Source organism: Natronocella acetinitrilica, assembly GCF_024170285.1.
Lineage (GTDB): Bacteria > Pseudomonadota > Gammaproteobacteria > Nitrococcales > Aquisalimonadaceae > Natronocella > Natronocella acetinitrilica.
Genome location: NZ_JALJXV010000011.1, coordinates 26,236 through 45,772 on the forward strand (window position 1 = coordinate 26,236; position 19,537 = coordinate 45,772).

21 protein-coding genes and 1 tRNA gene are annotated in these 19,537 nt (G+C 60.5%); 14 read left to right on the forward strand and 8 right to left on the reverse strand.

Going from position 1 to position 19,537, the window contains the following annotated elements; translation table 11 throughout:
- Nucleotides 1–45: 45 nt before the first annotated feature.
- The 3 genes from J2T57_RS19350 to J2T57_RS19360 all read left to right on the forward strand — a co-directional run bounded on the left by J2T57_RS19350 (nt 46) and on the right by J2T57_RS19360 (nt 1,502).
- Nucleotides 46–810, forward strand: coding sequence for a polyphosphate kinase 2 family protein (locus tag J2T57_RS19350; protein WP_253483804.1), 765 nt, complete (start codon nt 46–48; stop codon nt 808–810).
- 120 nt (nt 811–930) lie between these two features.
- Entirely contained in the window at nt 931–1,209 is a 279-nt protein-coding gene (locus J2T57_RS19355; protein WP_253483807.1) for a type II toxin-antitoxin system RelE/ParE family toxin, read from the forward strand.
- Complete coding sequence (locus J2T57_RS19360; RefSeq protein ID WP_253483810.1) at nt 1,209–1,502, forward strand: HigA family addiction module antitoxin; 294 nt, start codon at nt 1,209–1,211, stop codon at nt 1,500–1,502. The genes J2T57_RS19355 and J2T57_RS19360 overlap by 1 nt, the downstream gene beginning before the upstream one ends.
- Before the next feature lie 60 nt (nt 1,503–1,562).
- Here the strand turns inward: J2T57_RS19360 and J2T57_RS19365 are convergent, their stop codons facing one another.
- The 5 genes from J2T57_RS19365 to J2T57_RS19385 all read right to left on the reverse strand — a co-directional run bounded on the left by J2T57_RS19365 (nt 1,563) and on the right by J2T57_RS19385 (nt 6,932).
- A complete protein-coding gene (locus J2T57_RS19365; protein WP_253483813.1) occupies nt 1,563–1,877 on the reverse strand; it encodes a BON domain-containing protein in 315 nt (104 codons plus the stop codon).
- 126 nt (nt 1,878–2,003) lie between these two features.
- Nucleotides 2,004–4,562, reverse strand: coding sequence for a chemotaxis protein CheB (locus tag J2T57_RS19370; protein ID WP_253483816.1), 2,559 nt, complete (start codon nt 4,560–4,562; stop codon nt 2,004–2,006).
- A complete protein-coding gene (locus J2T57_RS19375; RefSeq protein ID WP_253483819.1) occupies nt 4,559–5,152 on the reverse strand; it encodes a PAS domain-containing protein in 594 nt (197 codons plus the stop codon). Before J2T57_RS19375 ends, J2T57_RS19370 begins: the two co-directional genes overlap by 4 nt.
- Before the next feature lie 63 nt (nt 5,153–5,215).
- The gene (locus tag J2T57_RS19380; protein WP_253483837.1) at nt 5,216–6,565 is read right to left on the reverse strand and encodes a diguanylate cyclase domain-containing protein; all 1,350 of its coding nucleotides are present in this window, start codon (nt 6,563–6,565) and stop codon (nt 5,216–5,218) included.
- 157 nt (nt 6,566–6,722) lie between these two features.
- A complete protein-coding gene (locus J2T57_RS19385; protein ID WP_253483840.1) occupies nt 6,723–6,932 on the reverse strand; it encodes a hypothetical protein in 210 nt (69 codons plus the stop codon).
- Between the two features lie 225 nt (nt 6,933–7,157).
- Here J2T57_RS19385 and J2T57_RS19390 point away from each other — a divergent pair, with 225 nt between their 5' ends.
- Nucleotides 7,158–7,937: a Crp/Fnr family transcriptional regulator gene (locus J2T57_RS19390; RefSeq protein WP_253483844.1), complete on the forward strand. Its 780-nt coding sequence runs from the start codon at nt 7,158–7,160 to the stop codon at nt 7,935–7,937.
- A 72-nt stretch (nt 7,938–8,009) separates the two neighbouring features.
- Here the strand turns inward: J2T57_RS19390 and J2T57_RS19395 are convergent, their stop codons facing one another.
- Together J2T57_RS19395 and J2T57_RS19400 are read right to left on the reverse strand one after the other, a co-directional pair.
- Nucleotides 8,010–8,840 (reverse strand): OmpA family protein, encoded by an 831-nt coding sequence (locus J2T57_RS19395; protein ID WP_253483847.1) that lies wholly within the window; start codon nt 8,838–8,840, stop codon nt 8,010–8,012.
- Nucleotides 8,837–9,238 (reverse strand): DUF4398 domain-containing protein, encoded by a 402-nt coding sequence (locus J2T57_RS19400; protein ID WP_253483850.1) that lies wholly within the window; start codon nt 9,236–9,238, stop codon nt 8,837–8,839. The genes J2T57_RS19395 and J2T57_RS19400 overlap by 4 nt, the downstream gene beginning before the upstream one ends.
- Nucleotides 9,239–9,732: 494 nt before the next feature.
- On the opposite strand from J2T57_RS19400, the gene J2T57_RS19405 reads away from it, so the two are divergent.
- Nucleotides 9,733–10,281 carry an outer membrane beta-barrel protein gene (locus J2T57_RS19405; RefSeq protein ID WP_253483854.1) on the forward strand — a complete coding sequence of 183 codons (549 nt, stop codon included), beginning with the start codon at nt 9,733–9,735 and terminating at the stop codon, nt 10,279–10,281.
- Between the two features lie 58 nt (nt 10,282–10,339).
- On the opposite strand, the gene J2T57_RS19410 is transcribed toward J2T57_RS19405, so the two are convergent.
- A tRNA-Arg gene (locus J2T57_RS19410) sits at nt 10,340–10,416 on the reverse strand.
- Nucleotides 10,417–10,576: 160 nt separating this feature from the next.
- Between J2T57_RS19410 and J2T57_RS22510 the strand changes: the two genes are divergently transcribed.
- From J2T57_RS22510 to urtE, 9 genes are all read left to right on the forward strand, one after another.
- Nucleotides 10,577–11,119 (forward strand): c-type cytochrome, encoded by a 543-nt coding sequence (locus J2T57_RS22510; protein ID WP_253483856.1) that lies wholly within the window; start codon nt 10,577–10,579, stop codon nt 11,117–11,119.
- Nucleotides 11,120–11,415: 296 nt separating this feature from the next.
- The gene (locus tag J2T57_RS19420; protein ID WP_253483857.1) at nt 11,416–12,105 is read left to right on the forward strand and encodes a TorF family putative porin; all 690 of its coding nucleotides are present in this window, start codon (nt 11,416–11,418) and stop codon (nt 12,103–12,105) included.
- Between the two features lie 189 nt (nt 12,106–12,294).
- Entirely contained in the window at nt 12,295–13,473 is a 1,179-nt protein-coding gene (locus tag J2T57_RS19425; protein ID WP_253483859.1) for a transporter substrate-binding domain-containing protein, read from the forward strand.
- A gap of 13 nt (nt 13,474–13,486) precedes the next feature.
- Nucleotides 13,487–14,149, forward strand: a complete 663-nt coding sequence (locus tag J2T57_RS19430) for an ANTAR domain-containing response regulator (RefSeq protein WP_253483868.1) — start codon at nt 13,487–13,489, stop codon at nt 14,147–14,149.
- Nucleotides 14,150–14,710: 561 nt separating this feature from the next.
- Nucleotides 14,711–15,940 (forward strand): transporter substrate-binding protein, encoded by a 1,230-nt coding sequence (locus J2T57_RS19435; protein WP_253483870.1) that lies wholly within the window; start codon nt 14,711–14,713, stop codon nt 15,938–15,940.
- 62 nt (nt 15,941–16,002) lie between these two features.
- On the forward strand, nt 16,003–16,872 hold the full coding sequence (urtB, locus tag J2T57_RS19440) for an urea ABC transporter permease subunit UrtB (RefSeq protein WP_253483872.1): 870 nt from the start codon (nt 16,003–16,005) through the stop codon (nt 16,870–16,872).
- A 9-nt stretch (nt 16,873–16,881) separates the two neighbouring features.
- A complete protein-coding gene (gene urtC, locus J2T57_RS19445) occupies nt 16,882–18,015 on the forward strand; it encodes an urea ABC transporter permease subunit UrtC (protein ID WP_253483874.1) in 1,134 nt (377 codons plus the stop codon).
- 1 nt (nt 18,016) lies between these two features.
- Complete coding sequence (gene urtD / locus J2T57_RS19450) at nt 18,017–18,763, forward strand: urea ABC transporter ATP-binding protein UrtD (protein ID WP_253483876.1); 747 nt, start codon at nt 18,017–18,019, stop codon at nt 18,761–18,763.
- Nucleotides 18,756–19,451 carry an urea ABC transporter ATP-binding subunit UrtE gene (urtE, locus tag J2T57_RS19455; protein WP_253483880.1) on the forward strand — a complete coding sequence of 232 codons (696 nt, stop codon included), beginning with the start codon at nt 18,756–18,758 and terminating at the stop codon, nt 19,449–19,451. Before urtD ends, urtE begins: the two co-directional genes overlap by 8 nt.
- Nucleotides 19,452–19,537: the final 86 nt, after the last annotated feature.

A 19,537-nucleotide genomic window follows, 5' to 3' on the forward strand; every position in this document is an offset into this window, starting at 1 on the left:
CAACAATGCCGGTTACTTAGCCGGAGTACAGGAGGTCGCCGGGTCATGAGTGAGCAACGTTTGTCACGGCTGAACTTGCGCCACCCCTTGGGTGCGGCCGATTACGATCGTCTGCTCAAGGCCTGGCAGCTGGACCTGCTGATACTGCAGCTGAGCTTTCTGCGTGGCGGCGGTCGGGCCATAGTCAACGTCGAGGGCATGGACGCGGCGGGCAAGGGTGGTGCCGTCCGGCGGCTGGTGGCGCGGCTCGACCCGCGCAGTTACCGGGTCTATCGGATTGGTGCGCCGGATCCCATGGACCAGGCGAAGCACTACCTCTATCGCTTCTGGCAGCGCGTACCCGCGCCCGGTGAACTGGTGATCTTCGATCGCTCCTGGTACGGACGCGTGCTGGTGGAGCGGGTGGAGGGGCTGGCCACGCCCGCGGAGTGGCGTCGCGCCTACCGCGAGATCAACGATCTTGAGCGCCTGCTGGTGGATGACGGCGTCGTGCTCTGCAAACTCTGGTTTCACATTGACCCTGACGAACAGTTGCGTCGTTTTGAGGAGCGGCTCGAGAATCCGTTCAAGCGCTGGAAGATGTCGGATGAGGATTGGCGCAACCGGGCGCGCTGGGATGACTACATCGCCGCGGCCGAGGATATGTTCAGCGAGACCGACACCGCCTGTGCGCCCTGGACACTGATCGGTGCCGGCAACAAGCGCTACGCCAGGCTTGCGGCATTGCGCGCGGTGACAGAGGCGCTGGCCGCTGGCGCGCGGCGCAGTGGTGCGGCGGAGCCGCCGCTGGATCGGTTGCCGTTGCCCTGATGCGCTTGCCAGGCAGTTGCCACGGCTGGTCGAAACTGGAGTGATTCCCTAAACAAGCCAAGCGGCTAACGCTTGTTGCGCTTTCTTGTTGCGTGATGCGCAACAAGCTATGCTTTCTTCATGATCAAGTCATTCCGTCACAAAGGACTGAGACGGTTCTATTCCACCGGCAGTACGGCGGGCATACAGCCTGATCACGCTGGCAAGCTGCGCATGCAGCTTGCTGCTCTTGATACCGCTGCTTCGGTGGATGACATGGACATCCCCGGTTTTCGGCTTCACCCATTGAAGGGACAAGACAAGGGGCGGTGGTCCATTCGGGTTAACGGAAATTGGCGCGTGACGTTCGAATTTCGGGACGGGAACGCCTACATTCTTGATTATGAGGATTATCACTGATGACCATGCATAATCCGCCGCATCCTGGTGAGTTCATTCGAGCAGTCTATCTGCAGCCTTTCGGTATCAGCTCCCGGCAACTTGCCTCCAATCTGGGCGTTTCGCCTTCTACCCTGTCTCGGTTGCTCAAAGGGGAGAGCGGCATTAGTCCGGAAATGTCTCTGCGCCTGTCCAAAGTTCTCGGGCGTACCCCTGAGAGCTGGTTAGCGATGCAGGATATTTACGATCTATGGGTGGCTCGGCGTGCGGTCAATCTGGATGACGTTCATCCAATCGACTTCGAAGCAGCGTAACCAATGGCTCGCAGGGCCCGGGAAGCGTGAATAGTTCCGCGCTTCCCGGGTGCCTGAGAGCTACTTGATCTGCATGTCATTTTTAACCGAGGTGACACCGCCTACCTCTCTCGCTACGACCACGGCCCGGTCTGCAGCTTCCCGCGAGCTGACGAAGCCGCTGAGCTGCACTTCGCCGCGGAAGGTTTCCACGTTGATCTCCATGACCTTCAGATCCGGATCGTTGAAGATCGCGGCCTTCACCTTCCCGGTGATGACGCTGTCATCGATGTATTCGCCAGGGGCCTGCCGGGTGTCGGTGGCGGTGCAGGCGGCCAGGCCGATCATGGAAAACGCCAATAGAAATACGGACAAGAGACGGATGTAGGGATTCATGGTATTGCCCTCCTGGGCCAGTGACAGTAGGGGTTCAGCAACGCAGCGTGCGTTGGCCCTTCCACCAGTCACTATGTGCCCCCAACCGGCCGCAGTCGGTGCGATCCCGTACCCGGCAGGCCGTCGCTACGACTCGGACTCTTTTCGCAGCGCTGCTTCCAGCACTTTGGTCTCCGTGATGTCGAACAATGTGATGACCACGCCGTCGATCATGTTGTCCAGCCTGCGATAGGGAATGATGCGCACGGAGAACCAGCGACCGTCGGCGGTAACGATCTGTTTTTCCGAGGCTATCAACGTGCGCAGCGTTTCAACTGCGTCCTCGTGCAAGGTCGGGTAGTCGAGGCTGGTGGTCAGGTCGCTCAGGGGGCGACCGATGTCACTTTCGCGCAGGCTCACAATGGCCGAGGCGCGATCGGTATAGCGCCGCACGTTTAATTGCTGATCCAGGAACAGGATCGCGATGTCGATGCTGTTGAGGACGTTTTGCATGTCGCTCTGGGCGAGGGCGAGATCATCCAGTTTCGCCCGCAGTTCGCTGTTGATGGTTTGCAGCTCCTCGTTCATGGACTGCATTTCTTCCTTCGAGGTGGTGAGTTCCTCGTTGGTGGATTGAAGCTCTTCGTTGGTGGATTGCAGTTCCTCGTTGGACGACTGCAGCGCGTCTTTCGAGGCTCGGGTTTCCTCGCGCAGCGCGATGATCTCGTCCTGATACTGCGCAAGTTCGGCCGCATGTGCCGCGGCTACTGTGCTTCGCCTTCCTTTTCTTTGCTGCACCGAGAACTCGCGGGGCATTTCCCGGAACACCACCATGCTCATGCCTTGCAGGGCGGCGGGCTCATGAAAAACCTGCACGGTGATGTCCAGGGTCAGGCCGTTGTCTTTGTCTGTGAGGGCAAGGCCATGGAGGTGCACCGGTTCGGATTGCGTGCTCGCCTGTTTTAGCGCCTGGGCCAGCGGTGCCCGAAGGCCTGGCCGGGCCATGGCATGGATATTCCAGTTGGCCTTGCCCGCGGCGGGTTCCAGGTACTTTCCCGTACGTCCGCTGATATACACGATGTCGCCGTCGCTATTCAGCACGACCGCGGCCGGGGCATAGACCTGGAGCAGCACATGGTCGGCAGCGGACTGCAGGTTGTCGGTCTTGTCGGGTGGCAGGTTCGGCATGGACACGGCGTGCTCCTTCCTCAGCCGGGATAATGGAGGGAATGCGTCCAGCAAGAAGGCCGGCCCCTCCGTCGCGGGTGTCTTGCGTCTTGCGTAGATGCGAAGTGCGGACTGCACAGGATCGAAAAGGTGTGTCTGCCGGCCCACGGTTTCGGAGCTGCCCAACACCAGCAGCCCGTCAGGTTGCAGGCAGTAGTGGAACAGGGGAATCAGCCTGCGTTGCAGCGTTGCATCGAAGTAGATGAGCAGATTGCGACAGGCAAGCAGGTCGAGTTTCGTGAAAGGCGGGTCCAGCACCACGTCGTGTTGTGCGAACAGTATCAGCTCGCGGATCTCGGTGTTCACCTGAAAGTGTGTGTCGTGTCGGCTGAAAAACCGTTGGAGTCGCGCTGCGGGTATGGTATCGGCGATGGACAGCGCGTATTCGCCGCGGCGTGCGGTGGTAATAGCATCGGGGCTCAGATCCGATGCGAAGATCTGTATGTCGAGCCGCCTGGAGCCAGGTATGCTCTCCGCCGCCTCGCGGAGTGCCATCGCCAGCGAGTAGGCTTCCTCGCCGGTGGAGCAACCTGCCACCCAGGCCCGTAGCGGTCGAGATGGATCACGACGCTCGATCAGGGCGGGGAGTGCGCTGGTGACGAGGTAGTCCCAGACCTCCGGGTCACGAAAGAAGCTGGTAACCCCGATCAGTAACTCCTTGAACAGCAGGTCGATTTCCTGCGGATTCTGTTCGAGAAAGTCGGCATAGCGGGCCAGCGAGTCGATGCCGTGGATGGCCTGACGGCGTTCGATGCGGCGGTGCAGGGTGCTGCTCTTGTATAACGAGAAGTCGTGCCGAGTCCGCTTCAGGAGCAGCCTGACGATGCGCGACAGCGGCGGCGGCGCTGCGGTCAGCGCCGCGCCATCGCCCGGATGTGGCGCCGGTTCGGCAACTCTGCCGACATAGGCCTCAATGCGACTGGCCAGGGAATCCGCCGGTGCGATGATGTCCGCGAAACCGGCTTCGATCACGCTTCGGGGCATGGCGTCGAACTGCGCTGTTTCGGGTTGCTGCGCCAGGGTCAGGCCGCCCACCGCCTTGATCGCCTGCATGCCAAGGGTGCCGTCAGCGCCCATGCCGGAGAGCACAATGCCGATGGCGCGGTCTCCAAGGACGCTCGCCAGCGAGGAGAACAGCACGTTGATCGGCAGCCGCATGCCCCGCGGTTGAACAGGTGCGGCCAACTTCAGCGTATTATCTGCAAGGGTGAGCTCTGCATTGGGCGGGATAACGTAAACACAATCGGCAGAGACCTGCATGCCATGCTCCGCCTCCCTCACCGGCATGGCGGTGACCCGTTGCAGCAACTGGGGCAGCAAGGCCTTCTGGGTTGGATCAAGATGCTGGACAACGATATAGGCCATGCCGCTGTCGGGCCGGACGTGGACGAAGAACGCTTCCAGCGCGGTGAGTCCACCAGCGGACGCCCCCAGCCCGACAATGCGAGGCAGGGGCGTGTCTGAATCGGGGGTTGTCAAGACGCCCGTGACCCGGGCTCTTCCGACGCGATCATCAGCACAAGTTCGCCGCCAGGGGCAACCGAGGCCACCAGGTTTGCCCTGACGTCGCCTTGCATGAACCGCACGGGACAGGTCGCTCCGTAGCCCTCACCACACAGCACCGTGAACAGGTCTCGCATGGCGGGCCGGCTCTCCGGCGCGAGATATCCGCCGAATGCACGACCGATGAGACATTCGCGACTGACACCGAGCAGGCTGACGCCGGCGCGATTCACATCAAGGATGGCGCCTGACCGATCAACCACGAAATAGCCCAGGGGAGCCAGCTCGTAAAGAGCCTGGTAGCGGTTCATGGCTTCCGTGGTTTCACGTTCGGCGGCTTCCAGCTGGCCCTGCTGCAGACCGAGTTCCACCTGATGGACCTGGAGTTCGTGCAGGAGCTTGAGCGCATCATGGGCCGTGTCGGGAGAACTGGCCAGCCGATAGAGCATGCCGAGGGCATCCGCACTCACCGCCCAGCCAGCAGCCGGCGGCGCATTACCCGATCTGAGCTTGCCTTCGGCTACAAGGCGTAGTCTTGCTTCCTCGACCAGGTCACTGGACGTCATGTGGCCTCCGGTGGCTTCACTGGTTCGCCGGGCAAAGGTGTTGCCGACGCCCCAAACCTGTATTTATGGTACGCCAGTTGGGCGATTGTCGGAACGGCGCTCGGGCCCATCAGTTTTGATATCCGGCTCGAAGAACCTGTAACCATCCCGGCCGTCGGCCTTGGTCTGGTACATGGCCGCATCGGCCTGCCGGATGATGATCTCGGCATCCACGCCGTGACCCGGATGGATGCTGATGCCGACGCTGGCCGAGACCTGCAGCGTCTGGCCGCTGATGCGCAGTGGCGTCGTGATGGCTGCCAACACCTTCTCTGCGATATGTGCGGCATCATCCGGGCCGTCGATATCGCCGAGCAGAATCACGAACTCGTCACCACCGAGGCGGCAGGCGGTGTCGGTCTTGCGGACACAGCCAGAGATTCGCTCGGCGATGGCGCGCAGCGCCTGGTCACCGACGCCATGGCCCAGCGAGTCGTTGATCCGTTTGAAGTGGTCCAGATCGACGAACAGCAGTGCGACTTGTTTACGATGGCGGTGGGCGGCGCTCATGGCCAGGTTCATACGCTCCGTCAGCAGCGCCCGGTTGGGTAGGCCGGTCAGGGAATCATGCTGGGCCAGGTAAGCCATCCTGCGGGTCACGGCCCGGGACTGGCTCACGTCCCGGAAAACGATGACGGCGCCCGTTACATTGCCGTTGCGATCATGGATAGGCGCCGCAGAGTCCTCGATACCGATGCTGCCGCCGTCGCGTTGCAGCAGGACGCAGTTGGCCATCAACGTGATCGTTCTGTCCTCGTTCATGGCAGTCACGGCGGGATTCATCATCGGCTCGCTGGTGGACCCATCCGCAATCATGAAGACTTTGGTCAGGGGCTGTTTCAACGCTTCTTCGCCCAGCCATCCGGTCAGGGATTTCGCGACGGGGTTGAGATAGGTGACCCGGCCCTGGGTATCTGTCACCAGCACGGCGTCGCCAATCGATTCCAGGGTGACCCGGGCGCGCTCCGCCTCCTCGAACAAGGCTTCCTCGGTCACCCGCAAGGCCGCATCGGCCGTCTTGCGGCTGGTGATATGGCGAAGAATGTTGGGCAACCAGCCATGGGCTCCAAGCTGTGTCGCGTCCATGGGAAGCATCAACGCCCCGGGCGCGGCGCGTCTTGCCTGCGCCAGTGCTTCATGGGCGTTGTCGTCCGGGGCGTCACCGAACAGCACCACATCCGCTGTGCAGATCGCCAGCGAGCCAATGGCGCGGGATAAGGTGTCAACACTCTCGATGCGACACGGCCCATCGGCGTGGCCGGCGATCGCCGCCATGACTGCGGCCGCGTTCGAGGGGTTGGCCCCGACAAGGAGTATCGACACGGGCTGCGCGGCTGTTGCTACGCCTGCCCGTGTTCCTGTTTCTCTGGTCATCAACTGATCTCGTCCATGACGATGCTTCCCGTCCCATGCCCATGCCCTGACATTGATATGGTCAGTCACGAAAGCGCCTGTCTGTGCGGTAGCGCACATAGCATCAGGCGCTGGAGATGCACCGGCCCTGGTCTTGCTGATGTACGGGCAGCCTGCATCACGTCCGCTCGGGAAAAGCGCAATCGAATGCCGGCGAGCGCATGGATGCCATTCGCGGCATGGGTGGCCAGCCGCCGGGAACGAAGTAGTGTTCTCTGACAGGGCCGTGTTTCGTGGGCATGCCATCCTTCACCGGCGGACAGACGCTGCCACCTTCGTCTTCCCAGGTTTGCAGAGGTGCCTGATTGACGCGTTTCCTCATGTTCATGACGGTGTCCTGAAGTATCCGAAACCACAGACTGCGCTTTTGGGAGTGCGCCGTCTGTGCGCTTTGCGTGGATTAGCCCCCTGTTATGTGCTCCACCGTACGGACAAGGGTGCCCGAGCATGTCAAGACTGCCTGTGCGGTCAGGCCAGTCTGTTCCGAGGTGACGTGCGTCCCTCGGATTCCTGCATAACCGCTGTTCTATACTGATCAACGGAGGTGCCACCGATGGTTGATCCAAGCGCCCAACGCAATCCCACCCGGACGCCAAAGACGGAACGTTCGTCTTTGCCTGCGCTTCCGGATGCACGATCCAACAAGTTGCTCGCTGCGCTGCCCGCTGATGAGTTCGAGCGGTTGAATCGGGACCTCGAGGCGGTCTCGATGCCCCTGGGCGATAGCTTGTGCGAGCCGTATCTGGCAATGCAGCACGTCTACTTCCCAGTGGATTGCATCGTGTCGCTGCTCTGCCTCATGGAAGATGGTGGCTCGGCAGAGATCTCGGTGGTTGGCAACGAGGGGATTGTCGGAGTCTCGCTGTTCATGGGCGGGGAAACCACGCCCAGCCGGGCGGTGGTTCAGTCCGCCGGGTCTGCCTATCGACTCAACGGGTCAGCGCTGAAAGCCGAGTTCTATCGCGGCGGCCCGATGCAGCGTCTGCTGTTGCGCTATACCCAGGCCCTGTTGACGCAAATGGCGCAGACCGCCGTCTGCAACCGACACCACACCCTGGATCAGCAACTCTGCCGTTGGCTACTGTTGAGCAACGACCGGCTCCACAACGACGAGCTGGTGATGACCCAGGAATTGATCGCCAATATGCTCGGCGTGCGCCGCGAGGGTGTCACCGAAGCCGCAGGCAAGCTGCAGAAAGCAGGGCTGATCAGGTATCACCGCGGCCACATTTTCATTCAGGACCGAAAGGGTCTCGAGCAGCGCACCTGCGAGTGTTATGAGGTGGTGAAAAAGGAATACGACCGGCTGCTCCCGGATACCCAGGCGAAATAGCCAGGCAAAATCAAACGAGGTCTGACTGTAAGCTGTCAGGCCTCGTTTGCTGTTGACTGCAGGTTGGACGCGTTATGAACCTGCGCCCGACGTCAACGGTGCATTCTCGATAATGATTTCCACTCGTCGGTTCTGCTGGCGGCCGGAGGCTGTTTCATTGCTCGCAACCGGACGATCCTCGCCCATGCCCGAGGTGGACAGCCGATCCTGTGACAAGCCACGCCGAACGAGATGCGAGCGCACCGCGTCCGCCCGACGCTGGGACAGCCGCTGGTTCGACTCCGCGCTACCCACGCTATCGGTATGGCCCTCGATCAGGACCCGTCGTTCCGGGTGTTCGTTCAGGAAGTCCACCAGGCGGTTGAGGTTGCCATCCGCGCCGGGCTGCAACTCGGCACTTCCGGTGGCAAAGAGCACGTCGCCCAGTGTCAACACAATCCCGCGATCAGTGACTTCCGCCTGAAGTGTGGCGATTTGTCTCTGCAAGTCAGCGACGCCGGCGCGGGCGCGGTCCGCTTCTTCCGTACGCGCGGTCAGTCGTTCGTCGCTGCGCGCCTCTTCCATGCTTTGACGCTGATACTCCGCATAGCGCGTTGAGGCCTTGGCGCGGGCGATCTCGATCTTCTGCTCCGCCATGTAGACGCGATGCTCGGCGAGCCGGGCATCGGACGATGGCAACGGCTGTTCGGCCAACTGCACAGCTTCCTCTGCTTCCCGCAACTCGACACGAGCTCGTTCGGCGAGATCGGGGTCGTTCTGCAGTGCGCTGAGGTTACTGCGCAAGGCGCTGGCACCCGACGGACTCTCCGGCGTTGACGCGCAGGCGGCCAACAGGGCGACGGACAAAGCCAGTGCCGTGACGGCGCCGCTCTTCCTTACTGTCGTTTTCGTTCGGGTATTCATTGCTGTTCTCCCATGCGGCGCATTTCCTCTGTCAGGGCTTCAGCGCCGCGACCCATCTCCCGATTGATTTCGGCGGCCTTGGCGGCTTCTGTCCTTGCCGTCGCCAACTCCGCCGTGATCGCAGCCTCAAGGGCCAGTCGCTCGGCCTCGACCATGTCCTCCTGGCTAACGGCCTGTTCTGCCCTCTGCAGCTTCTGCATGGCGTCGTCAAGCTCGCTGCTGGCATACTGCCGTCCGTCCGACTGCTCGGCACGCGCTATCGCCTCCCGCGCTTCGTCAAGTGATGCGGTCGGGGCTACCGGGGTCGATGCGCACGCGCTTAACAGAAACAGCCCCAATAGGAGCATGGGGAATAAAAGAACCGCCTGCTTCAGGCGGGCTCCGTTTCGATTGTTCATTGTGTTGCTCCTTGACCCGGCTGGCGCTCCAGTCGGACGAGTTTGTGTAGTAAGAGTTATCGCAGACCGATCACGCCCAGAATGAAAAGGACAATGACAACGGCGCCAACCAGATAAACGATGCTATTCATTAATCCAAACCTTTTGGTAATGCTTCTCTGATATCCACCGAAAACCGGTTGATCAAAGAAGACAGTACGCGTAATTCCGGCGGTGCTCTGTACGGTCTGCCGCATACCCTGGTTTGTTCATCCCTTCGTCGGTGTGGCCGCGCACAGACGCGAAACCAGGTGTCGATCAGGATTTTCGAAATCGGGTTTGCGATGTTGTGGATCCGCTTGGAGGATTTCCCGACGCGCTGGGACACGATCAAGGGAAGTTGCAGGCTTTAAAAAACATCTGGAAGGGATGTCAGAATGCAGAAGGCAATTTTTCGTAAATAGGGTTTCTGCATCTGTCTCATTATTTATTTTTTATGATTGAAGAGGTTTGAAATGAAGAAATTTGTCGGTCTCGCTTTATGCGCTGCCTGCGTGCTGCCGATCACCGCGATCGCGCAACAAACCGGCAGTAGTCAATTCGGCCCCGTTCAGGGCGACAGGGAGTTCTCGATCTCTGGAAGTGGTAGCAGTGACAAGAAGTTCGATAGCGGAAGTTTCGGACTGGTAGCCGATCTGGGCTGGCACCTGACCGAGCCGCTGGTGCTTGGTCTTCGCCAAAGCGTCAATTACGCGAGTATCGAGGGCGAGAGCGTCACCGACGACTTCTGGAATGGCGCAACCCGTGGCTACGTGGATTACCACTTCGCCTTCAACCGCCTGCGGCCTTTCCTCGGCGCCAGCCTCGGTGCCATTTATGGCGATGGCGTCAAGGATAGTGCTTTCGCCGGCCTGGAAACGGGTATCAAGTATTACGTGCAGCAGAAAACCTACTTGCTCGCACGGGTCGAGTATCAGTGGTTCTTCAACAGCAGCAGCGACGCCGACGACGCCTTCGACGACGGCGCCTGGGCCTACACCGTAGGGGTTGGCTACAACTTCTGACGGTATCCGAGGAGTGCCCCCGTCACGGGGGCGGTCCGCTATGGGACCGCGCGGTCTATGGCGCGCCCGGCAGGATTCGAACCTGCGACCTTCGGCTTCGGAGGCCGACACTCTATCCAACTGAGCTACGGGCGCGTTGCATCATGCAGGCTGCGCATGATACCGGCTCCCCGCTTGCACGTCCATGGGCTCTGCTTTCCCGCTACGGGCTTTGCCGCTATACTCCCGAGCTGTTTGTGCCGAGGCGGCGGGCTTCGTGCGCCCTCACCGAAACAGCGTTGAGACGGGGGTCAGAGTGAGTACCCAGGACGATACGGCTTTCATGCGAACCTTTATCGGGGTCATGATCGGATTGACGGTTCTGGCCGTCATCCTGTTGGCCCTTGCCCTGTTTGCCGGTTCTTTCGACCGGTCGACGGAACAGGGCCGTGCTGAACTGCAACGCGAGCGTCTTGAGCGCAACCTGCGGCCCGCAAGTGCCGTACGCCAGGATGGGGAGGCCATGCCGGTACAGATGGCCAGTGATGATTCGGGAGATGACGACGACGCCGATGACGACGTCGTACGCACCGGGTCTGATATCAATGAGTCGGTCTGTATGGCCTGTCACGCCGAAGGCCGCATGGACGCTGCTCCCTCCACGGGAGATAACAGCGTCTGGCAGGCTCTTTTCGACGACAAGGGGCTCGATGAACTTGTCCATAACGCCATCAACGGCATTCGCGGGATGCCCGCCCGAGGCGGTGACTCCAGCCTGAGCGATCAGGAAGTGCGTAACGCGGTCATCTACATGCTTGAGGAAAGTGACGTGGATGCCGGTGAGGAAGAGGAGACCTGATCAGCAGGTTTCCCCGGTAGGTACCATAAGGGCCGCGTATGCGGCCCTTTTTTTGGTTTGAATACGGCTCCGCCCTGGTGCGTTTGCACCATTTGGTTGCATTTCTTCTCTGGCCGGCGCAGCCGGAGCTGTGGCGAGCCCTGTTTCCACAGGGTCTTGCGCGCCGCACCATCTTTGGTACGAACACTGCTAATCGGTAGATGGCTCCAAGCTGCACGCGGGCTCCGGCTTGATCGCCCGAGTTGCGTGTCTGGCGGCGAACACCATCACGATGTCTTTATCCAGAGGCTACATTGATGAAAAAGACCCTTGCCGTAGTCGCGTCCGCCAGCGTGCTGGTCGCGACTTCCGCCGTATCCGCGAACGAACTCGGATACGGTTTTTCCTGGGGTGGGGATTTCGGCGTCACATCCAACGACATCTTTCAGGGGCAGAGTGAAACGGGTGGACGGCCCGCCATATTCGGCGGCTTTGAAATCGAGCATGAGTCGGGTTTCTACCTTGGCAACGCCAACCTGAGCCTCTTCGGTGGCAAGGAGGATCCGAGCTATCTCGAAATGGAGGTCTATGGTGGTTACGGCTTTGATGTGACCGACGCACTTAGCCTCGACCTCGGGGTGTCGCACTTCTTCTTCCCGGCGGCAGGGGGGCGCGCCGAATTTACCGAGCTTTACGCAGGCGTCGGTTACAGTTTCGGCGATCTGGATACCGGCTTTACCGTGCTCTACGAGCTCGATGACGGCGAGTACCTGGAGTACATCCTGGGCTCTGGCTACAGCATGCCGTTCAACACCTTCGCATTCGCCGAGTTGGCATACGTCGATTTCGATGATTCCGACGCCACCGATTTCACGTACTGGTTGCTTGGTGTCGGTGTGAGCTACGCCGGGCTGGATTTCAGCGTGAGCTATGGCGATAACGACCTGTCGAGGCGCGAAGGCGGCGATGGTGAGCAGTTCGCATTCACCATCAGTACGGAGTTCTAGACGCTTCCGTATGGGTGCGGTGCAGCAACGGCGCTGCTTGACATTCGTACCGCACAGGTCGATCTTGGATGAACCATAGGGGTTCGGTGTCGAACCCCGTCGCGGAGCAGAGCAGCTCCCTGTGATACCGCCAGCCAAGGTTGGCGGGGTCCGGGGAGCTTTTTTCGTTTGTCGGAGGCAGACACGACCATGGGGCGCAACAGTTCGTCCGAGAATGCCTGGCGGGTCGGCGTGCTTTTCTCGCAGACCGGCGTCACCGCAGTCATCGAGAAGTCTCAACTCAATGGCGCCCTGCTTGCCATCGAGGAGATCAACGAGGGCGGCGGTGTGCACGGTCGGGAGATCGAGCCGGTGATCTATGATCCGGGCTCCGTCGTTGCACGCTATGGTGAACTCGCCGAGCACCTGCTCACCGAGGATGACGTCAATGTGATCTTCGGCTGCTACATGTCATCGAGCCGCAAAGAAGTGTTGCCTGTCATCGAGCGACGGAACGCACTGTTCTTCTACCCGACTCTATACGAGGGGTTCGAGTATTCCGCCAACGTTATCTACGGCGGCGCTGCACCAAACCAGAACAGCGTGCCCCTGGCCAGTTATCTGATGGAGAATTTCGGCAGCCGCTTCTATTTCGTCGGCTCCGACTACATCTACCCCAGGGAGTCGAACCGGGTCATGCGCAACGTCGTTCGCCAGGGCGGCGGCGAGGTTGTCGGTGAGCGCTACGTAACGCTGGAGGCCGGGCCGCACGACTTTGACAAGATCCTCGAGGACGTCCGCGCCCAGGCGCCTGACGTGATTTTCTCAACGGTGGTCGGTACCGGCACCATCAATCTCTATCGAGCCTATTTGCGCACTGGCGGCGACGGCAAGCGTGTTCCAATTGCCAGTCTCACCACAAACGAAGCCGAAGTGGCGGAGATGGGCCCCGAGGCGGCCGCCGGTCATATCACTGCGGCGCCTTACTTCCGCAACATCCAGAGTGAGGCCAACCGCCGCTTTCTCGAACGCTACCAGCGTCGCTTCGGCACGCTTGACGATGTGACCAGTTGCTGCGAGGCGGCGTACTTCCAGGCGCACATGTTCGCCAATGCCCTGCGCGCCACCGGGTCCATGGACACGGACCGGCTGCGCAGCGCGCTGCAGGGTGCCGATTTCGACGCACCCCAGGGGCGCGTCAAGATCGACCCCGACAACAACCACACCTATCTCCAGTCCCGCATCGGTCGCGTCGACGATCTGGGCGAATACGTGGTGGAGATGGAAGTGGGCCGCGCGATCAAGCCGGATCCCTATCTGGTGACGCCGGCACTGAACGACTGGAGTATTCGGCTTATGCCGCCCAGGGAAGGTCTGATCACCTTATGACCAGGCTAATGCGATGGCAACAAGCAGCATCATAAAGGACCTTCGGGCGCTGCGCGTGCTCGTGATGCATCCTCGTGACAGCCACGCTGAAGAGCTGTTGCAGCAGGTGACCCGCATCGGTTGCCGGGCGGAGGCGATCTGGCCTTTGCCGCAGTCCGTCCCTGATTGTGCGGATGTGGTGTTCGTGGAAGTGAACGAAACACCGTCTCGCGGGCTGCGCCACCTGTTTGATGGTGGCGCGACCAGCCGGCCCACGTTGATTGGCATTGCCGGCTATGAGAATCCGTCGGTATTGCAGAACCTGCTGGAACTGCGTGTGGACGCGGTGGTGACCAAGCCCCTGCGGGCCTATGGCGTGCTGAGCAGCATGGTCATGGCACGGCGAATCTGGCATGAGTTCCGCTGCGTAGAAAAAACGATAAGCAAATTGAAGTCCAAGGTCGAGAACACGCAAAAGATCAGTCAGGCGAAATTCATTCTGATGCGCCTGCATAAAATCAGCGAAGAGGAGGCCTACCGCACAATTCGTTCCCAGGCGATGTCGAAGCGAACAACGACTGCGGAGATCGCCCAGGCAATCATTAACGCGGATGGAATACTCGGCAATATAAGCAGTAAAGGGGAAGAGGTTGAGGCGCCCTTGGGACGTCTCGATATTCGTAGCGCTAAGTCCTGATGCCATCGCCTGGATGGGAGGATTCGAATGGCGACAATGCGAAGCGTTTAACGCTGACAGAGGCAGATCACCGGTAGCGTTGGTTCAAGTTCGCAGCCGCATGGCGGCCTGGGGACCAAACCACGTAGCAGGTGTTTATCCGGGTGGAACCACGCGTGTTCCACCACCGTATGGCAACGGCGCCGTACACTCAGAGTGAAGCAGATCACACACGTTTCAGGTGTAATCCCGCTTCCGGAATCTGCCGCTGCACCATGTGAATGCAGCATGATTTCTTTTGCGCAATTTTTGTGCGGAAGCAGTTTTCTTTTGTCCGAGAATTAAGAAAAAGAGCGCCGTATATTTTCTTTGATTTTTGTTGTTGCGATAAGATTTTTTTTGTGCTTTAAGTGTTATTCAGCGAGAGCATCAACTGCGATGTTTCTCGTAAAAACGGGCAGAGAGGCCCCTTGGTTCGGCGAATTCATTCGTCAGCTAAGGGGCCTTTTTTGTTTCAGAAGAAGTCCTGGCGGATTCGCCGCTGCGATGAACGCCAGGCGTTTGGATCACTGGAGGCGGGCAATGAAAAGACGCAATTTTTTGAAGGGAGTGGCTGCCACTGGGGCGGTCGGTGTGGCCGGATTCCCCGGTATCTGGATCAAGAACCATCAGCCCTGGGCACAGGGTGGCGAGATTCCTGTTGGTGTGCTGTTTTCTCTCACCGGCGCAGTAGCCGTTGTGGAAAGCACACTGCATGACGCCGCCATGATGGCCATCGAGGAAATCAACGATGCCGGTGGTGTGCATGGCATGCGCCCCTATGTGGAAGACCCGGCCTCCGATCCGGCCACTTTCGCCGACCGTGCGCGGCGCCTGGTTATTCGCGACCGTTGCGTCAGCGTGTTCGGCTCTTACACCTCCGCCAGTCGTCAGGCGGTATTGCCGGTGGTGGAAGGCCGCAACAATCTCTATTGGTATCCGACGCTGTACGAGGGACGTGAGTGCTCCCGCAACGTCATGTATGGCGGTGCCGTGCCCAACCAGCAGCAGCAGGATTTCGTGCCCTGGTTGAAGGAGAATTTCGGCGGCCGCTTCTACCTCATCGGCAACAATTATGTGTATCCGCGGGAAGAAAACAACGTCTGCAAGATCATCCTGGATCGTATCGGTGGTGAACCGGTGCACGAAGAGTATGTGCCCATGGGGCATTCCGACTTCAGCTCGGTGATCAACCGCATTCGCTCACTGGACCCGGACGTCATCTTCTGCACTCTGGTGGGTGACTCCGACGTGGCGTTCCAGCGACAGTTCCATGCCGCCGGATTTGATCCCGAGCAGCTGCCAGTAGCGAGTCTCACGCGCTCCGAGGTGGAGGTGAAGGCCATCGGGGGTGAGGCGGCAGCGGGTCACTTCTCGTCGGCGCCTTACTTCATGGGCCATGAGTCGGCGGAGAACGAAGCATTCGTTGAAGCGTATCTCGCCAAGTACGGCAGCGATCAGGTGACTCACTTCGTCAGCGAGGCGGCCTACTTCCAGGTCTACCAGTTCAAGGCAGCCCTGGAGCGGCTCGATCCCAGCGATATCAACCCCATCAGCATCCGTGATGCGGCGGTTGGTCTCACCACCATGGCGCCCCAGGGTGAAATTCTCATCGACGAGAACCTGCATACGCACCTCTGGCCGAAGATCGCCCAGTGGCAGAGCAATGGCCAGGCCGAGGTCGTGGTCCAGTCCGACGACCGGGTCGAACCCTTGCCCTATTGGGCCTACGAGGGCCAGGACTGCACCGGCGAAGGACTCGTCCGTAGCTGACCATACAGTGCGGTCCCGACCGGGAGGGCGTCGGGACCGCCTGGCACCAGGGGTGCTTGCCGATGGATGCATTCTTCAACCAGGCCTTCGCCGGCCTCAGCATGGCGTCAATCCTGCTGATGGTGGCACTGGGGCTTGCAATCATTTACGGGGCCATGGGTGTCATCAACCTGGCCCACGGCGAATTCGTGATGCTGGGCGCCTACAGCGCCTGGCTGCTGCAGACCTATTTCGGCTTCAGCATTCTGGTCTCGCTGCCACTGGTCTTCCTGATGGTGGGCCTGGTCGGCCTGGTGGTGGAGCGGGGGGTGGTGCAATGGCTGTATCACAGGCCCCTGGACACTATTCTTGCCACCTGGGGCATTGGCATCGTGCTCCAGCAGTTGATCCGCATGGGCGTCGGCTCGGATTCGCGCTATGTCGGCCGTCCCACGATCCTCGACGGGAATGTGGTGCTCGGCGGCGTGGTGATGTCCAACTATCGAATCTTCGTGGTGTTTTTCTCCATCGCGATTCTGGTGGGTACCTGGTATCTGCTGACCCGAACCGAGTTCGGCACCAAATTGCGTGCCGTCATCCAGAACAAGGAAATCTCCCAGTGCTACGGCATCCGGGCAGATCATGTCTATGCCCTGACCTTCGCCTATGGTGCGGGGCTGGCCGGCATCGCCGGTGCTCTCGTCACGCCGTTGGTCAGCGTGACGCCCACCATGGGTACCTACCTGGTGGTGGACGCCTTCCTGGTCGTCATTGTCGGTGGCGTCGGTAGCCTGCTCGGCACGGCCATCGCCTCCGGGCTGGTAGGCGAGGCCACGGCACTGTTCTCGTTCCTGCTCAACGACACCATGGGCCGGGTAGCGGTGCTGGTGGCGATCATCATTCTCATCCGGTTCCGGCCTCAGGGCCTGTTCCCGGACAAGGTCCGGCGCTGAGGGGGAAGCATGAACAGGAATTTCGCATTCGACTGTATCGGCTACGGCCTGTTCGCCATCCTCATCCTGATTGCGGTGCCGTGGGCGCTGGATTTCGATGGCTTCGAACTGAACACCTTTGCCCGCTATCTGGCGCTGGGCATGGTGGCCATGGCGCTGGCACTGTCCTGGGGTTACGCCGGCATACTCAATCTCGGCCAGGCTGCCACCTTTGGCCTGGGCGCGTACATCATGGCCATGCACCTGAAGCTCAAGGCCAGCGTCAATAATCCCGATGGCATGCCGGACTTCATGGGTTGGACCAACGTGGAGTCGCTACCCTGGTTCTGGGCGCCGTTCGATTCCGTCGCGGTAACCATCCTGGCCGGACTTCTGGTTCCAGTATTCGTGGCTGCGGTCATGGGCATCTTCATGTTCCGTGGCCGTATCACCGGCGTATTCGTGGCCATCATCACCCTGGCTTTCCTGGTGGCGATCCAGTTGGTTTTCATCGAGGAGCAGCGTTACACCGGGGGATTCAACGGCATCACGGGCCTCGCACCCCTTGAGCTCTTCGGCTGGACCGCGGACGGCTACAGCCTTGATTTCTACTACTTCGTGGCAGCTTGCCTGATCGCCGCGCTGGCGCTTTGCATCGCGCTGGTGCGCAGCAAGGTGGGCCTGGTCCTGCGGGCCATCAAGGAAGATCCGTCACGAGTCCGCTTCTTCGGCTACGACGTGGCCCGTTACGAGACGCTGGCGTTCTGCATGTCGGCAGCCATTGCCGGCTGGGCGGGAATGCTCTACGTCCTGGTGCTGGAATTCGCGGCACCCACCTACATGGGCGTGCCCTTCAGTCTTGCCATTGTCATCTGGTGTGCCGTGGGTGGCCGGGAATCCCTGGTTGCGGCGGCGTTGGGCGGCATCATCGTCAATATGCTGGAAGGGCGACTGTCCGACCTCTTCGTCGATGGCTGGACCCTCTTCCTGGGCGCCGCTTTCATCCTCGTCGTCCTGCTCATGCCCAAGGGTCTGTTTGGCCTGTTCCAGTCTGCGATGGACCGCATCGTGAGCTTCTACGGCAAGGCCACCGCAGAACGTCGTGAGTCCTTGCAGGGCGGCCGGCCCATCGGTTCCGAATCCACCGAGAAGGGAGGCCGCTGACATGGCGCATCTTGAATTGAAGGGCCTATCGGTGCAGTTCGGTGGCCTGCGCGCCGTGGATGGCCTGGATCTCGCCCTGGAGCACGGTGAACTCCGCTGCCTGCTCGGCCCCAACGGTGCAGGAAAGTCCACCACGCTGGACCTGATATGCGGCAAGACGGAGCCCACCGGCGGGCAGATCATTTTCGACGGTAAAGACATCACCCATCTGCAGGAATTCAAGCGGGCCCGGTCCGGTATCGGCCGCAAGTTCCAGACGCCGGCGATCTTCAGGGAGCTCAGCGTCATCGAGAATCTCGAACTCGCTCGCTCCCACAAACCAGGCGTGCTGGCCTCGCTGACGGTGTTCCGTACCCGTGTGCAGGGGCGGCTGAAGGAGGTGCTGGAACTGGTCGAGCTCAGGGAGCACATCCATACCAAGGCCGGCAACCTGTCCCATGGGCAGATGCAGTGGCTGGAGATCGCCATGCTGCTGATGCAGGACGCACGCTTGATCCTCATGGATGAGCCCACCGCAGGCATGACCATCCAGGAGACGGAGAAGACTGGCGAGATCTTCAACTCCCTGAAAGGCAGCCACACCATGATCGTGGTTGAGCATGACATGGGCTTTGTCCGCCAGATCGCCGAGACGGTGACGGTGATGGACCAGGGCAGCCTGCTGGCCCAGGGCAGCATTCAGGAGGTGGAAAACGATCCGGCCGTCCGTGCCGCCTACCTCGGCGATGGAGGGCACGACGATGCTTGAGGCGACTGGTCTGTTTTCGTATTACGGCAAGAGCCCGATCATCCAGGATGTCGGCTTTCGCATCGAGAAAGGTGCCTTCGCCAGCATTCTCGGCCGTAACGGTGTCGGCAAGACGACATTGCTGCGCACCATCATGGGCTTGACCGATGGCATTGCCGGCAATCTCAGCTTCGACGGCGAGAACCTCGGCAGTATGCCGACCCACGCCCGCAGCAAGCTGGGTATCGGCTATATCCCCCAGGGCCGGGAGATCATTCCGCGCTTTACGGTGCGGGAGAACATCGTCATGGGCACCTACGCCCGGACTGATGGCAAGCGGGGCATCCCCGATTTCATCTACGAGCTGTTCCCCATTCTCAAGGAGTTTCTGAATCGCCGGGGTGGCGACCTGTCCGGCGGCCAGCAGCAGCAACTGGCCATTGCCCGCGCCCTGGCAATGGGCCCGAAGGTGCTGCTGCTCGACGAGCCCACCGAGGGCATCCAGCCGAACATCGTCAAGCAAATCGAGGATGTGATCGTCAGGCTCAACCGGGAGATGGGCATCACCATCCTTCTTGTTGAGCAGAACGTGCGCTTTGCCCGGCGTGCATCGAACCAGTTCATTGTGCTCGACAAGGGCCGAGTCGCAGTTTCCGGTACGGGTGAGGAACTCACCGATGAAATCCAGGATGAGTACCTCACGTTCTAGAGCGTCGGGCTCCCGCCCGGCATCGCGAGGCAATGGGGCGACGTGCCCCGGACACCACGAGTGCTTAGTGAAGAGAGAGGAGTTCA

What these genes read in the sequence shown, in the direction of transcription:
- J2T57_RS19350 (WP_253483804.1), top strand. Translation starts at nt 46, where the DNA reads ATGAGTGAGCAACGTTTGTCACGGCTGAACTTGCGCCACCCCTTGGGT.
- J2T57_RS19355 (WP_253483807.1), top strand. Translation starts at nt 931, where the DNA reads ATGATCAAGTCATTCCGTCACAAAGGACTGAGACGGTTCTATTCCACC.
- J2T57_RS19360 (WP_253483810.1), top strand. Translation starts at nt 1,209, where the DNA reads ATGACCATGCATAATCCGCCGCATCCTGGTGAGTTCATTCGAGCAGTC.
- J2T57_RS19365 (WP_253483813.1), bottom strand. Translation starts at nt 1,877, where the DNA reads ATGAATCCCTACATCCGTCTCTTGTCCGTATTTCTATTGGCGTTTTCC.
- J2T57_RS19375 (WP_253483819.1), bottom strand. Translation starts at nt 5,152, where the DNA reads ATGACGTCCAGTGACCTGGTCGAGGAAGCAAGACTACGCCTTGTAGCC.
- J2T57_RS19380 (WP_253483837.1), bottom strand. Translation starts at nt 6,565, where the DNA reads ATGACCAGAGAAACAGGAACACGGGCAGGCGTAGCAACAGCCGCGCAG.
- J2T57_RS19385 (WP_253483840.1), bottom strand. Translation starts at nt 6,932, where the DNA reads ATGAACATGAGGAAACGCGTCAATCAGGCACCTCTGCAAACCTGGGAA.
- J2T57_RS19390 (WP_253483844.1), top strand. Translation starts at nt 7,158, where the DNA reads ATGGTTGATCCAAGCGCCCAACGCAATCCCACCCGGACGCCAAAGACG.
- J2T57_RS19395 (WP_253483847.1), bottom strand. Translation starts at nt 8,840, where the DNA reads ATGAATACCCGAACGAAAACGACAGTAAGGAAGAGCGGCGCCGTCACG.
- J2T57_RS19400 (WP_253483850.1), bottom strand. Translation starts at nt 9,238, where the DNA reads ATGAACAATCGAAACGGAGCCCGCCTGAAGCAGGCGGTTCTTTTATTC.
- J2T57_RS19405 (WP_253483854.1), top strand. Translation starts at nt 9,733, where the DNA reads ATGAAGAAATTTGTCGGTCTCGCTTTATGCGCTGCCTGCGTGCTGCCG.
- J2T57_RS19420 (WP_253483857.1), top strand. Translation starts at nt 11,416, where the DNA reads ATGAAAAAGACCCTTGCCGTAGTCGCGTCCGCCAGCGTGCTGGTCGCG.
- J2T57_RS19425 (WP_253483859.1), top strand. Translation starts at nt 12,295, where the DNA reads ATGGGGCGCAACAGTTCGTCCGAGAATGCCTGGCGGGTCGGCGTGCTT.
- J2T57_RS19430 (WP_253483868.1), top strand. Translation starts at nt 13,487, where the DNA reads ATGGCAACAAGCAGCATCATAAAGGACCTTCGGGCGCTGCGCGTGCTC.
- J2T57_RS19435 (WP_253483870.1), top strand. Translation starts at nt 14,711, where the DNA reads ATGAAAAGACGCAATTTTTTGAAGGGAGTGGCTGCCACTGGGGCGGTC.
- urtB (WP_253483872.1), top strand. Translation starts at nt 16,003, where the DNA reads ATGGATGCATTCTTCAACCAGGCCTTCGCCGGCCTCAGCATGGCGTCA.
- urtC (WP_253483874.1), top strand. Translation starts at nt 16,882, where the DNA reads ATGAACAGGAATTTCGCATTCGACTGTATCGGCTACGGCCTGTTCGCC.
- urtD (WP_253483876.1), top strand. Translation starts at nt 18,017, where the DNA reads ATGGCGCATCTTGAATTGAAGGGCCTATCGGTGCAGTTCGGTGGCCTG.
- urtE (WP_253483880.1), top strand. Translation starts at nt 18,756, where the DNA reads ATGCTTGAGGCGACTGGTCTGTTTTCGTATTACGGCAAGAGCCCGATC.